This is a genomic window from Actinopolyspora mortivallis (assembly GCF_003001495.1).
In the GTDB taxonomy this organism is placed as follows: Bacteria; Actinomycetota; Actinomycetes; order Mycobacteriales; family Pseudonocardiaceae; genus Actinopolyspora; species Actinopolyspora mortivallis_A.
This window is the reverse complement of sequence record NZ_PVSR01000001.1, coordinates 322,839-335,619: the sequence shown is the minus strand read 5'-3', so window position 1 is coordinate 335,619 and position 12,781 is coordinate 322,839. Positions and strand designations below refer to the sequence as shown.

The window sequence follows — 12,781 nt, the reverse complement described above, 5'->3', positions numbered from 1 at the left end:
GGCGGGAACACGCGAGGAAGCCCGCAGCGCCCCGGCGCGGGTCGGCGGCGGCAGGGGGACCGGGTTCCGTCCCGGGCCCCTGCCGGTTCATCCGTCTTCGCGGGCCCGCGGGTGTAGCCGTTCGAGGATGCCCCGGGTCCTGAGTTCGGTGAGGTGTTCGGCGGCGCGTGCCGGTGCCGTTCCGCCGCGCACCCGCAGCCCCGCCTCGATGTTGCGGTCCACCCCGGACTGGGTGAGGTTGGCGCTGGAGACCAGCAGTTCACGCCGGTCGGCGACCGCGATCTTGGCGTGGGTCCGGGAGTCGCGCTCGGTGCGCTGTTCCGGCGGCCAGTGCCACAGCTCGATGCCGCCGATACCGGTGAAGGCCTCGGCCGGTTCGGGGCCGCCGAGCGCGCCCCGCGCCCCGCGCAGGGTTTCCACGACGACCGTGACGACCACTCCCCGGTCGACCGCCGCGCGCAGCGCCCGCCGCAGCTGCCGGTGGGGCCGCGCCGAGTAGGTCATCAGCATCAGCTCGTGGTTCGACCGCTCGATGAGCTCGACCAGCACCCGCGCGGTGGCACGCACCGGAACCGGATGGGTGCCGGGACCGCTCCAGACCGGTTCGACCGCGACCTCGGCGGCACGGCGGCCGTAACCGGCGGCCAGCCCGCGCAGGAATCCCGCGGTCTCCTCGGCCGAGCGCCCCTCCGCGAACTGCGCGTCGAGGACGGCCCGCGCGGTCTCGGTGTACTCCGCGCCGACCCCGGACAGGACCGCCTGCTCCGGCCAGCCCTCCTGGATGCGGTCGGCCAGCGTGCGCAGGGCGGTCGCGCCGAGGCGCGGTAAGGCCGCTGCGGCGACGCTCTCCAGATCGGACGGTCCTCCACTCATGGCAGCTCGCGGTACAGGGCCAGGTTCTCGTGCTCGTCCACGGGCACCACGAACCTGCGGTCCAGGAACCGGTTGCCGCGTTCACAGGTGGTCTCGGAGACGAACAGGCAGACGTGGCAGGCCGCGCCGTGCAGGAAGTCGTCCGGAGACTCCGGCAGTCGTTCGGCGCACAGCGGGTCGGAGGAACAACGTCGTGCCTCGGCCAGGGCGCGGCGGGTCAGTCGCACCAGTCGGTCGGGTTCGGCCTGCGAGACCAGTCCGCCGAGGGTTCCCTCGGCGTCGGGCACGGCGGTGTAGAGCAGGATCCCGCTGCGCGGCTCCTCCTCGGTTCCGGCGTAGATGCGTTCGGACAGGTTGGCCGAGCTGTATCCGCACTCCAGGGCGATGGTGCGGATCAACAGATGCGACAGGGTGTGCAGCGCGAGGTAACGTGGGCCGGGCCAGTTGCGCATCTCGTCGAACTCCCCGGGGATACGGCCGGAGTAGCGGTTTCTGCGGAACCTCGCGTAAGCACACCGGTGGTGGTGCATCGCGTGCGACTCCGCAGCACGCTCCTCCCAGTCACGCAGCAGTTCCTCGGGCACCCGCAGGAACACGCCCTCGCCGCGCACCTCGCTGGCGGGCACCCACTGCGGGGGCGTGGACCGGGCCAACGGGGCGCGGACGACCAGGTCGGGGTCCTCGGGGTCGGGCGCGTCGAGCCTGGTGAACCCGATCAGCGCCCGGACCTCGCGCAGGCGTTCGGCCTGTACCACGTCGGCGTAGTGGCCCGTCAGTTCGGGGGGCACGTCGACGCGGCGCAGCGCGAAGTCGTCGGTGGGCTCGGGCGGCTCGGGCGCGGAGAACACCTCCCACTCGGGGGTGCGCAGGTCCGGGTGCTCGACCTCGCTCTCCTCCTTGCTCTCGTTGTCCTTCCTGGCCCGCACCCGTTCCACGGCCTCGGCGATCTCGGTGTCGCTCCAGTCGGCGAGTTCGTGGAAGGCGGGCACGTGCTCCCGGGCGTACTGATACATCGTCGGGGACAGGACGGACACCGCGTTCCAGCGCTGTTCGATCTTGGTCTCCAGTTCGCCGGCCTCGGTGCGGGGGACGGCCAGCACCGACAGGTTCTGCGGGAACCACTGGTTGGAGGCCCCGACCGTGAGCACCGTGGGCTCGCGGTCACAGCCCTGCGGGTCGAACCGGTTCAGGTGGGGGTGCCTGCCTCGGCAGCGCGGCAGGTTCCGCACACCGCGCTGGCCCATGGCCTGGCCCATGTTGCGGTGCGCGCCGCATCTGACGCACCTGATCTCGACGTTGACGCCGCGGTTGCCGCCGCGGTCGTCCATGCGCAGCCGGGGCTGTTCCGCCTTGGAACACGCTGCTCCGTGGTGGACGAACTCGGGATAGGGGAAGTCGTCCAGATGCCCGGCGGAGCAGGAGATCATGAAGCGTGCGGCGATGGCCAGCGGCGGTGTGCCGCTCTTCTTGACCCCGCACCCCGAATGGAAGAACCGGGCGTCCTGCGGCCTGCGGGGTTTGTCGTTCTCGAAGCCGAACGCCCGCGAGTCCACGGGGGCGAGCTCGTTGCAGGCAGTGCAGCGCAGCCAGGAGGGAAACGGCACGGTCGGCACGCCCACCCGGGAGGCGGGCCCGCGCGGGTCCTGCTCCATACCGTCCAGCCAGGGGGCGGGCAGCAGCTCCTTGACGTTCTTGCCGAAGACGCCCTGCACGGCGGCCAGCAGCCGGGGTTCGGCGATCGGTTTCCAGTCCTCGCGGCCCCGGACCTCGCTGTAGTTCCAGTCGTCGAGTCCGCGCACCAGCACGGAGAAGTTGGGCATGTCGACCAGTGCCCCGACCCCGCTGGTGAACATGAGGTGGCTCGGCCGCACCGAACCCACGCGGCGACGGTGGTTGGTGGTCATCGGAGTTCCTTTCCGGAAGCAGTGTTTCGTTCGGCCTTGGGGACTGCTCGCCCGGCGGCCCCTCTCACACGGTTCTCGCCGGGGAAGGGCCCGGCTTCGGAAGGCGGCTGCCACCGGGCGAGTACGGGGGGCTGTCACTGTTTCCGCTTGGAGGTGGGCAGTGCGGTCTCGCCGAGTTCGTCCCCCTCCGGGATCTCCTCGTCCTCGGTCTCGGCCTCGCCGTCCGAGGCGGGCGCGAAGGTCCAGGCCGGGGCGTCGTAGAGGGTCTGGAACAGCTCCTCCCCACCGGGAACGAGCAGGTTGATCTCGTTCTCGGTCTCGCGCATCGACTGCGCCACGGTGTTGTCCCGCCAGGTGTGGTCCCCGGGTTTGGCCAGCAGGGCACGGCGCGACTGCTCGCCGGGTCCGGCGGAGCGGCCGGTGTAGTTGAGCGGGAGCTGGCCGCTCTGCTCCGTGCTCCAGAGGTCCCTGGTACGGCTGAGACGCTCCTCCAGGTACTTACGTGCCCGCGGGCCGTTGACGGCTTCGGCGCGGTCGAGCATCCGCTCGGCGATGCGCCGCACGAGCGGGGAGTCCAGCTCCACGTGCTGGGCGTCGTTCTCCCTGGAGTGGGACTCGGCGGCGTTGCGCACCGCCGCCACGAAGGCACCCGTGACCCCCCGGTCCAGGGCCCGCCGGGTGTAGGGGGTGACCGACAGTGCCTCGACCTGCCGGTAGAAGGTGGCGTGGTAGTACTCGAAGTCCTCGTAGTGGGCCAGGTCGCGGGGCCTGGTCCAGTTGTAGAGGGTGACCACCAGCCCGGGTCCGGTGTCGGTACGGCCCACCCGCGAGGACGCCTGGATGTACTCGGCGGTGTTCTTGGGCTGGCCGGTGATCATCATCAGCCCGAACCGGGAGACGTCCACACCGACCTGCAACATCGAGGTGGCCAGCACCACGTCGACCGGGTCACGGCCCTGCCTGCGGCGTTGTTCCCACCGCGCGGCCAGCGGGTGCGGCTCGGGGGTTTCCTTGCCGCGGGAGGACCCGCGTCGTCGGCCGTAGGTCTCGCGCAGGTTCGCTCGGACGGCGTGGCGGCGCGGGGTGGTGTCGATCTCGGGTTCGAAACCGTTCTCCAGGTGGGTGAGCACCTCGCTGATGTCGGCCGAGGAGATCCGGGAGGTCAGCTCCTGGATGTTCAGCATCGCCGAGCGGGTGAGCAGCCGGTCGGAGATGCCGCGTCTGCGGCCGTGCGTGCGCACGCGGGTGGCCACGTCGTCGTCGAGATGGCGTCGCATCCCGGCGAGCTCCCGGGTGGCGTTGAAGTAGCCGACCAGGGTCATGTACGGGTCGGCGGCCGCACCGTGGTTGTCGAACAGGGTCTGTCCGGCCAGCAGCAGGATCTCGGCGACGCGGATCTCGGCGGACTTCAGTCGCACCCCGTGGGCGCAGATCCCGAGATAGCGCCTGCCGGGTTTCTCCTCGGTGGGAACCTGGTGGGAGAAGAACGTGTCGGAGACCTCGGTGACCTGCGGCGGGAACACGGCGAGATCGCGGTTGAACACGGCACGCACCTGTTCGGCGGAGCGTTTGGTGGTGGCCGTGGAGGCGATGATCTTCGGTCCCGCCTCGTTGCCCTCGGGAGTGACCCAGGTGCACAGCTCGTCCACCGCGGACTCGAACAGACCGACGGTGGTGCCCAGCGCACCGGAGATGAGATGCAGCTCGTCCTGGATGATCAGGTCGGGAGCCCGCAGTCTCGCGACGGGTTTGCTGTTCACCGCCGGGGAGTGCCCCTTCTTGTTGTGCCTGTCCGCGCAGCCGGTTTCGGCGTCGAGGTCGTCGTGGCGGTAACCGTGCCGGGGGCACCAGCGGCGCACACGGCCGAACAGCATCCCGGCGTAGCCCTTCCAGGGCAGCTGGGCGAGCTTGTCCACGGTGGCGATGACGAGGCTGGGCAGCAGGCGGTAGATCTCCTCGTCGACGGTGAGGATGGGCAGCCCTTCGGGCGAGTGCGGTTTGGAGAACGGGCAGGCGTCGGGACCTTCGGCGTTGGGGCAGTGCAGCAGCACCCGCCTGCTCTCGGCGTCGACCTCGGCGTCGCGGTGGGCCAGCAGTGCGGATCCGCACCAGGGGCAGGCCAGGGTCTGCAACACGTTGGCGCGTTTGCCGTCGCCCGCCTCGCGGGCTTCGGTGATCTGCTGTTCGGCCTGGCTGAACCAGTTGGGCGAGACACTGCCCCCGACCCACAGCCCGATGCGGAAGGGTTCACCGCCCCAGGTGGCCTCGTCCTCGCGTCGGAGCATCTCGGCGGCGCAGACCAGCGCGGCGGCCCGTTGGAACTGCTGTGCGGTCAGCAGCCGCAGGGTGTAGCGCATCAGCACCGCGACGCCGGCGGCGCCGTCGCGGGCGTCCTCCCCGCTTCCGAAGGTGCCCTGCAACCTGCGGATGGCGAAGGTGAACGCGGTCAACCCGAGGTAGGCCTCGGTCTTGCCGCCGCCGGTGGGGAAGAACAGCAGGTCGAGCACGGCGGCGGAGTCGGCGGCACGGTCGGGGTGGTTCGGGTCGGCCAGGGAGGGCAGGTTCACCAGCACGAAGGCGAGCTGGAAGGGTCGCCACGAGGCCCCGGAGGTGCCCTTGTCCTCGACGCGCCGTCTGGCTTCGGCGTAGTCGAGGCCGGTGCTCTCGCGCAGCCGGGCGAGGTCGGTGTGGCGGCGTTGGGCGGCCATGGCCCGGTTGGCGAACCGGAACGCCTCCAACGCCTCGGCGTGTTTGGGGTGTGCGGGGTCGGTGAGCAGGTCGATGCCCGCCCGGATCCGGTCGGCGGCCCGGCGTGCCCGGAAGATCGCCGACTCGGCGGTGTCGCGCAGCGGGCCGGGCAGTTCGTCCGTCTCGACGGCGCGCTGGTCGAGCCAACGGCGGTAGCCCTCGCACAGCGGCGCGAGTCCGGCGCGCAGCTCGGCGGGTTCGGCGGTGGCCAGCGTGTCCATGGACAGCTCGGTGCCCGCCAGCAGACTGCCCTGGTTGCCCGGTGCGACGGTGGCGGGTACCTCGTAGGTGGGCAGCCAGGTGGTTTCGAGCGCGTGGGCACGGCGGGTGCCCGGGGTCACGTGCGGGTGCACGGCCACGTTGTGCCCGGAGGCGTAGCGCAGCTGGCTGCGGTAGAGCAGCCGCAGGTGCTGTTCCTCGGGGTCGTGTTCGGAGCTGTCGTCGTGCAGGGGGTCGTCGGCGGGCAGGAACACCGGAGCCGCCCCGTCGAGGGCGGTGACCCGCAGGCTGGTCTGGAACATCCAGGACTCCTCCTGCGGTGAGCCCTCCGGTTGGGCGTTGAGCAGGGTGAGTTCCACGACGCGTTTGCCGTCGCGGTCGCGCACGTCCACGGCCAGCAGCACGCCGGGTTCCTCGGCGGTGTCGGCGGTCAGCGGCACCCGGTACGAGCTCGCCCCGTCGAGCCGCACCTCGCGTCGCACCGTGACGGGATGGCGGGTCCAGAGCCTGCGTTTGGCACCCTCCGGGGTCTCGGTCTCCTCCTTGGCGTAACGGCCCCATTCGGCGGTGACGTGCACCGCGTCGGTGTCCTGGGACACGGTGCAGCTCAGACCCATCGAGGAGATCCAGAGGCGGCCGAGGGCCTGCGAGGTGAGCACTTCGGCAGGGGCTCCGCCGTTCTCCCCCTGGCTCTCCCCTCCGGTTTCGGCTCCGACGTCCAGTGCCAGTTCCGTCCTGGCTGTGCGGGCGTCCTGCTTGGGGCCGAGCATCCCCACGAGGTAGCGCTCGCGGGGGCCGCGGGAACCGTCGGGCAGCTGTTCGGTCTCGCCGTCCCACGGCCCGAGCAGGTCGCGCACGATGAGCTCCTGCAACCCGTCGCGCACCCGCGCCCCGGTCGTGTCGGGGAAGTGCTGTTCGGTGTCGAGCTGCCGTGCCGGGTCCGGATCGTTCCCCTCGCCACCTCCGGCGGTGGTCCCCGTCCCTTCTGCCGTGGTCGTGGGCAGGTGGAGGCTGCCCTGTTCACCGTTGGGGTTCATGAACAGTCCGTCCGAGCGGTCCGGAGTGGTCATTTACGGGTGTGCTCCCTCTCGATGGCTCGTGTCAGTCGGTTGCGGGGCGGCTCCACGGGTCGGGGAAGCCGGACACGTTCCGCGGCGCCGGAACGGACACGTGCCGCAAGCCGTTCGGTGGTCATGTCGCTTTCTCTCACACGGGACCGACACCGGATTCCGCACCGGCCGGCCCATCCGCCGGGGCACGAAGACGGTGTCCCACCGGAGAGAGAGGATAGTCCTGTCGGCCGTCGTGTTGGCCCGGAACGGGGACGTGCTTGGGAGCTGTCCCGGTGTCGGTGGGCACGTCCCGCACGGAACGGTGTCACCGGGGAGGCACCCGCGGCAACGTCCCGTGCCGTTTCAGTGTTCGAGCAGCTCCGCACGTCGGATGCGCTCCGCTCCCGCCTGGCTGCCCAGCTCGGCTCGTGCGTCCGGATACCGGTGGTAGTAGCGCAGCGCGTGGTAGGCCAGAGCGGGGTCGACGGACAGGTTCACCCCCTGGACGCCCATGTGCGGCGCCAGGGACAGTTCCGGTTGTCGCCACAACCGGGAGCGCCGGTGAAAACACGGGGTGCCGTTGTCGTAGACGGCGGTCGTGATCAGCTGCCCGCCCGAGGTGCCCGCCGTCACCGAGATGATGCTGTCCCAGGGGAAGAAACTCGTGAACGTCCAGGAACGGTGGTAGACCCCCGTGGGGGCGAGTGCCAGAACACCGCGGCCGAGACCTCCCCGCAGCGCTTCGACCACCAGCAGGAGCAGGTAGAGCGTGGCAGCACCGCTGGCGACCAACAGCAGGACCACCCCAGTACCGCCCGGTTCCCCGTCGGTGATCACGAGCAGGGAGACCGCTGCGAAGAATCCGAACAGCGCGAGCATGGACACGGTCATGACCACGTAGGTGGAGGTCAGACCCCGGGAGTAGGGGATCACGACCGCCTCGGAACCCACGGTCTCGACGTGTTCGAGGCGGACCGAGGCGATGCCGCGGTTTCGAACCCGCAGCCTGGTGAGCACCGCGACAGCGGCGAAGCCGAGGAACAGGGGAGCACACATCGCCATGATCACCCCCCGCGCGTCCGGCGGGCTCGCGGACAACGCGGTCACGGCCGCCAGCGCGGACCCCGCTCCCAACAGCGCGAACACCGTGGCCGTGGCCCGCTGCCTCCATCCGCCCGGGTAGGGCCACTCCTCCGGCCAGGGCAGCCGTTCGTCGGACTCGGACATCACCGCTCAGCTCCCACCGTCGACAGTGCGCCACTCCGCAGGCGGGGGCCCACCTCAGAACACCGCGTTCCAAGCGCCCGAGACCGCGTCACCGACCGCCCCCGCCGCATCCGACACGGCGTCACCGACCGCCCTGGCTCCCTCGTCGATCTTGTCCCGTACGTTCTGGGGAAGGGCGTCGTAGACGAAGTCAGCGGCCACCCCGACCCCGATCCCCACTCCGACAGCGGCCAACGCACCCCAACCGACCGGTGTGGAGGCCACCAGCGCCGCGGCACCGGCTCCGGCGACGCCGGAGAACACGGCTTTGCCCGGTGGTTTCCCGGTGTGTATGTCGTAGCCGACTCCGACCGCCGTGATCCCGAGACCGATCACGGGCAGCTTCCCTCCGACACGTTGCGCGAACCTGCCCGCGCGAACACGTAAGTCCGCGGCGTGGCTCGCCTTGGCCATCTGCTGCTGGGTCTGGAATCTCGCCTCGGGGCTGCCGCCGGGTGCTTTGAGATAGCGTGACTCGGCGGTTCTGGCTTCGGCGTCGAGTCGACTCGCCTCCGCACGCATGATGCTGGTGTGCCTGGCGACCAGACCACCCACCACGCCGTTGGTGAAGTCCGTGGCGTGGACGTAGCGCTTGCCCCAGAGGTCACTCCAGTACCTGCGCACGTAGTCCTTCGCGTGCTCCAGCAGGGAGCGGGATCTGTCCGCTTCCTGTTTGGCCTCGGCGTAGGCGGCGGCTTTCTGCGCGTGGGCCTGGTGGGCCGAGACGGCGGCCTCGTGTGCCCGCATCATCCGCGGTGTGGCGTCGGCGGGCGGTTCTCCCGGAGCCGCCGGTGCGGCTCCCGGGTCGAAGATCGTGGTGTCGGTCATGCGCAGCCCCGCCCGGAGAGCTATGTCCCTCGCCCGTCGCATACCCTGCTGGGCGGTGTACAGATCGTCCGCGTAACGCTCGAACGAGCGGCCGACCCCCTCGATGTCCCTGGACAGTTCGTCGGCTTCGGGAGTGGCGCGTGCCAGGGTGTCCCGGAACGCGCTCCCGGCGGTTCCGGTCCAGGCTCGTTCCGAGCGCGCCCGGACCCGGTGGGTCTGGGAGGCACAGTCATGCACGGCCCCGGCGAGGTCCGAGCGCAGCCATCGGGCGACTGCCCGGATGCTCTCCGGGTTCCCCTCGATTCTGGTGTCGATGGCCACCGTGGTCTCCTCAGTCCGTCACACGGGGCAGGTTCCGTTCGGCGCTCTGGTCGGTGTCGACGTAGACGCGACCGCCTTCGGCGACAGCGGCGGCCGCGGCGGCCACACCGGTCGACAGTTCACCGGCCGCAGCCGTGAACAAACTCATCAGTTTTCCCATCTCGGCGCTGAGCGGACCGGCGTCGGGAACACCGGGAGCGCTTCCCAGGTCTTCGACGGATTCGCTTCCGCTACGCAGTGAGCCCGCGAGGGTGTCGAGTTCCGCGGGTTCGACCTCGTATCCCATCGAGTTACCCCTAACGTCGAAACTCCTGGGGTATCTCCACATCGAGCAGGATCATGTCGAAGTGGATTCTGCGGTCGAGTTCGTCGAGTTTCTCGGTGTGGACGGCCACCCAGGGCTGGCGTTCGCCGCAGCACCGCACCAGACGCTCGTTGCTGGAATAGACCAGCAACGCGGTGCGTCCGTCACGGGTGCGCCGCAGGTCGACCGACAGCTCACCGTCGATCGGTGACGCCGCCTCACACGGCACGTACACCACCGGCGGGAACGGGGGCTGTCCCCGCGAGCGCTCCCCCTCGTGCTCGTCAGTCAGTTGTGAACTCTCGTGGCTCTCCTCCGGGGCCAGGTAGTCAACCCCCAGAACAGCCGGTGCGACGGTCTCGTCCCGATCACCGCCGTCCGCCGTGCTTGGCGGCATAGACCCCTCCACACTCGTCCCCAAAGCGCCCTGCCAGCGAGTGTCAGAGCGACAGCATAGGTTTTCCGCTCGACGACCGGGAAGCGCTCGAATCAAATTCACCCGTATGGCACCGGATTGCACGCACCAGCGGCAGAAGCATTACTCCTTATCACGGACAATGCTTTCCGCGAAAACACGGACCGGTGATTTCAAGAGGTCGTTCGAGGGAATTCCGAACGCGCTCGACGTGGTATCGCCGGTCCGTGCTCTCCACGCGGGGTCTCCCCGGGCGGGGGTCTCGGGAGGTTCCGCGACATGGTCCGCCGGGAAAGCGACCGGTCGTCCTCAGGCCTGCGGTGCGGGGACGAGTTCGGAGCATCCGGACCAGCACAGGTAGTCCTCGACCACGTCGACGTCGGCGGCGAGCAGGTCGTGGAAGGCGTTCTCGTCGGGCTCGCCGCGCTGGTCCAGCGGCACGATCGCGATCTGGTACATCCCGAACCGTTCCTCGGTGCGCTTCAGCACGGCCAGCGCCCAGGCACGCAGCCGGGACCACACCGCGGCGTCGTCCACCCGGGCCGAGGTCGGCTCGTGGTGCAGCAGCTCGGTGTAGGAGCCGAGCGAGTCCGGGTTGACCACCCGGTACAGGGTCATGGCGTTGCCGGTGCCCATGTTCCGGCCCGTGTCGTTCGGAGTGGCGGTAAGGGTGTTCACGTGGTGTCCTCCTCTGTTTCGTCGCTGCCGCACAACCACGGAGAGCGGTCGCACGACGGACTTCATTTCCGGATCCAGAGTCTGACACCGGATCCAAGGAAGCAATAGCTCGTTCGTGTGCACTTGTGCTAAGCGATGATCCCCTAGGATCTGACTCATGGTCGGAGCCAGAGACGGACACACTCCCAAGGCGAGACTTCTTGGCGCTGAACTACGTGAGCTGCGTGAGCAAGCCCGTATGACTGTTCGTGACCTCGCGAAACTGCTTGAGGTGTCGCAGGGGACCGTGTCCCGTTACGAACGGGGTGAGCGCACCCCGAAGCCCGAATACGTGGCCCGTGTTGCCGGAACTCTCGGAGTCACTGGATCCAGATATGACGAACTCGTAGAGTTCGCGACCACAGCCACAGCACCGAACATGATCGTGGATGGCTCCAAAGGGCTGCACCGGCATCTGATCGAGCTGTCGGAATTCGACAGGACCGCCGAACGAGTCCTGCACGTGGCTCCGATACTGATTCCCGGTCCGATGCAGACACGGAGCTACGCCCGAGAGATGATGATCAGCCTTCCACCGGACGAGCAGGATGTCCGTGTCGAACTACGTATGGCACGAGCAGCCGCGTTGAACACGCCACGTCAGGTTGACGTGATACTGGCTGAACGAGCGCTACGTGAGCCGTTCGGGAGTGACGCCTCCATGGCAGAGCAGGTACGGCATGTGCTCGCGCTGTCGCAGCAGGAAAACATCACAGTACGTGTCCTGCCGAGCAGAATACGGCGGTGGACCCTGGCTCACGATGGGGCGTTCGTGTTCTACGAGTTCACCAAAGCTCATCCGATCGTACACTTGGAGCACTTTCGCGGACCGGCCTTCCTGTATGACGTGCAGGACGTGAAGGCGTATCGCGAGGAGACGGATACGCTCATGGAAGCGGCCATGAGCCAGGAGAGCTCGAAAGAACTCATGGCCTCGATAGCTGACCAGTTCGAAGGGAGCTCCCAGTGAGGGTCATACCAAGCGGATGGCGGAAGTCCAGCCGATCCGGACCGAACAGCAGTTGCGTCGAGGTCGGTCGGGTCGGCGACGGCGCGGCGGTGCGTGACACCAAGAACCGCTCGTTGGGCTACCTCACCGCCACCCGGCCCCAGTGGCAGGCGTTCCTGGAGGCGGTGAAAACCGACCGCTTCGGCTGAGACCGACACGGCCACAGCGCCTCCACCCCCGGAGGCGCTCTCCCGTGCCCCACCTGCTTCCGAGACCGGAGCCCGTCTGTCAACGCAGAGTGTCACGACACCCGCTCACGCGAGCTCGGGAACGTTCGGCTCGATCCTCTTCGCGATCTCCAAGGCCTTCCGACACTCGTCCACGTCGTCAGACTGTTGATTTTCGCGAGCCTGAACCTGGATCAATCCTTCCCCCGCCTCGAACATCACATTGCACAGTCGAGCCTTCGTAGTCCCCTGGGTAATAGCCCGAGCCCCAGTACGACCGTTTACCCCAAGCCGCTCGAACTCGACCCAAACAGATTTCTGCTCGTTCGAGGAAACCGTATTCCGCTCGTCCTTGAGCAAGGTAACCGAAACAGGGTCACCCCCGAAATTGCATCCCGCCTTCCGCGGCAGAGTATCCGCTGGTTCTCCAGGCGCCTCCAGGCCGAAGAAATCCAGGGTATCCGGCGACAGCATGTCGCACGGCTTCACGCTCTTCAGCTCCTTCTCCGAAGAAGAAGCACTCGTTGTCTCCGAGGAACCGCCATCAGTGTCCCCCGCTGGCGAGCAGGCGCAGCCACCAACCAGCGTCACTCCGGCAACAACAGTCACCAATGATCGTTTCCATACGCTCACTGCGTACTCCTTCCCAGATCATCGGCAATCTGCTCATCGGTAGCCCGGTAGTTCTTCTTGGCCTGCTGAAACAGATCCGCTTTGCGCCGTAACTCGTCGGCGAACTGTCCCAGCAAATCAGCAGCGCCGTTCGATCCGTCGCGCGCTTTCTTCCCGAACTTGTCGGCTAGCTGCTTCCCGGATGGATAGTCACCCAATCCAGGCACTTGCTGTAAACCGACCCGGCTCGGCCCCGATCACCCTAGCCGAACGCGCCCCCACGGTGGCCCGCGATCAGCGATCCACACCTGTGGCAGCGATCTCGTGCGCCCGGCCGAACGCAGCC

12 protein-coding genes are annotated in these 12,781 nt (G+C 68.6%); 2 read left to right on the top strand and 10 right to left on the bottom strand.

The genetic code is table 11. From position 1 onward, the window contains the following. Positions 1–87: 87 nt before the first annotated feature. From drmC to CEP50_RS01510, 8 genes are all read right to left on the bottom strand, one after another. Positions 88–873, bottom strand: a complete 786-nt coding sequence (gene drmC / locus CEP50_RS01545) for a DISARM system phospholipase D-like protein DrmC (protein WP_106112101.1) — start codon at positions 871–873, stop codon at positions 88–90. Next, positions 870–2,777, bottom strand: coding sequence for a DUF1998 domain-containing protein (gene drmB / locus CEP50_RS01540; RefSeq protein ID WP_106112100.1), 1,908 nt, complete (start codon positions 2,775–2,777; stop codon positions 870–872). The genes drmC and drmB overlap by 4 nt, the downstream gene beginning before the upstream one ends. 134 nt (positions 2,778–2,911) lie before the next feature. Then, a complete protein-coding gene (gene drmA, locus CEP50_RS01535) occupies positions 2,912–6,814 on the bottom strand; it encodes a DISARM system helicase DrmA (protein ID WP_106112099.1) in 3,903 nt (1,300 codons plus the stop codon). Between the two features lie 345 nt (positions 6,815–7,159). After that, entirely contained in the window at positions 7,160–8,023 is an 864-nt protein-coding gene (locus CEP50_RS01530; RefSeq protein ID WP_106112098.1) for a hypothetical protein, read from the bottom strand. A 54-nt stretch (positions 8,024–8,077) separates the two neighbouring features. Continuing rightward, on the bottom strand, positions 8,078–9,211 hold the full coding sequence (locus CEP50_RS01525) for a WXG100 family type VII secretion target (protein WP_106112097.1): 1,134 nt from the start codon (positions 9,209–9,211) through the stop codon (positions 8,078–8,080). Between the two features lie 10 nt (positions 9,212–9,221). Beyond that, positions 9,222–9,497, bottom strand: coding sequence for a hypothetical protein (locus tag CEP50_RS01520; RefSeq protein WP_106112096.1), 276 nt, complete (start codon positions 9,495–9,497; stop codon positions 9,222–9,224). Positions 9,498–9,507: 10 nt separating this feature from the next. After that, positions 9,508–9,912, bottom strand: coding sequence for an SAV_915 family protein (locus CEP50_RS20215; RefSeq protein ID WP_219905255.1), 405 nt, complete (start codon positions 9,910–9,912; stop codon positions 9,508–9,510). 327 nt (positions 9,913–10,239) lie between these two features. Next, positions 10,240–10,608 (bottom strand): hypothetical protein, encoded by a 369-nt coding sequence (locus CEP50_RS01510; protein ID WP_258174658.1) that lies wholly within the window; start codon positions 10,606–10,608, stop codon positions 10,240–10,242. A 157-nt stretch (positions 10,609–10,765) separates the two neighbouring features. Here CEP50_RS01510 and CEP50_RS01505 point away from each other — a divergent pair, with 157 nt between their 5' ends. Further along, entirely contained in the window at positions 10,766–11,617 is an 852-nt protein-coding gene (locus CEP50_RS01505; RefSeq protein WP_258174656.1) for a helix-turn-helix domain-containing protein, read from the top strand. After that, entirely contained in the window at positions 11,614–11,805 is a 192-nt protein-coding gene (locus tag CEP50_RS01500) for a DUF397 domain-containing protein (protein WP_106112094.1), read from the top strand. Before CEP50_RS01505 ends, CEP50_RS01500 begins: the two co-directional genes overlap by 4 nt. A gap of 105 nt (positions 11,806–11,910) precedes the next feature. Here the strand turns inward: CEP50_RS01500 and CEP50_RS01495 are convergent, their stop codons facing one another. Together CEP50_RS01495 and CEP50_RS01490 are read right to left on the bottom strand one after the other, a co-directional pair. After that, a complete protein-coding gene (locus tag CEP50_RS01495) occupies positions 11,911–12,456 on the bottom strand; it encodes a DUF3558 family protein (RefSeq protein WP_258174654.1) in 546 nt (181 codons plus the stop codon). Next, on the bottom strand, positions 12,453–12,653 hold the full coding sequence (locus CEP50_RS01490; protein ID WP_106112267.1) for a hypothetical protein: 201 nt from the start codon (positions 12,651–12,653) through the stop codon (positions 12,453–12,455). The genes CEP50_RS01495 and CEP50_RS01490 overlap by 4 nt, the downstream gene beginning before the upstream one ends. Positions 12,654–12,781: the final 128 nt, after the last annotated feature.

What these genes read in the sequence shown, in the direction of transcription:
- drmC (WP_106112101.1), bottom strand. Translation starts at nt 873, where the DNA reads ATGAGTGGAGGACCGTCCGATCTGGAGAGCGTCGCCGCAGCGGCCTTA.
- drmB (WP_106112100.1), bottom strand. Translation starts at nt 2,777, where the DNA reads ATGACCACCAACCACCGTCGCCGCGTGGGTTCGGTGCGGCCGAGCCAC.
- drmA (WP_106112099.1), bottom strand. Translation starts at nt 6,814, where the DNA reads ATGACCACTCCGGACCGCTCGGACGGACTGTTCATGAACCCCAACGGT.
- CEP50_RS01530 (WP_106112098.1), bottom strand. Translation starts at nt 8,023, where the DNA reads ATGTCCGAGTCCGACGAACGGCTGCCCTGGCCGGAGGAGTGGCCCTAC.
- CEP50_RS01520 (WP_106112096.1), bottom strand. Translation starts at nt 9,497, where the DNA reads ATGGGATACGAGGTCGAACCCGCGGAACTCGACACCCTCGCGGGCTCA.
- CEP50_RS20215 (WP_219905255.1), bottom strand. Translation starts at nt 9,912, where the DNA reads ATGCCGCCAAGCACGGCGGACGGCGGTGATCGGGACGAGACCGTCGCA.
- CEP50_RS01505 (WP_258174656.1), top strand. Translation starts at nt 10,766, where the DNA reads ATGGTCGGAGCCAGAGACGGACACACTCCCAAGGCGAGACTTCTTGGC.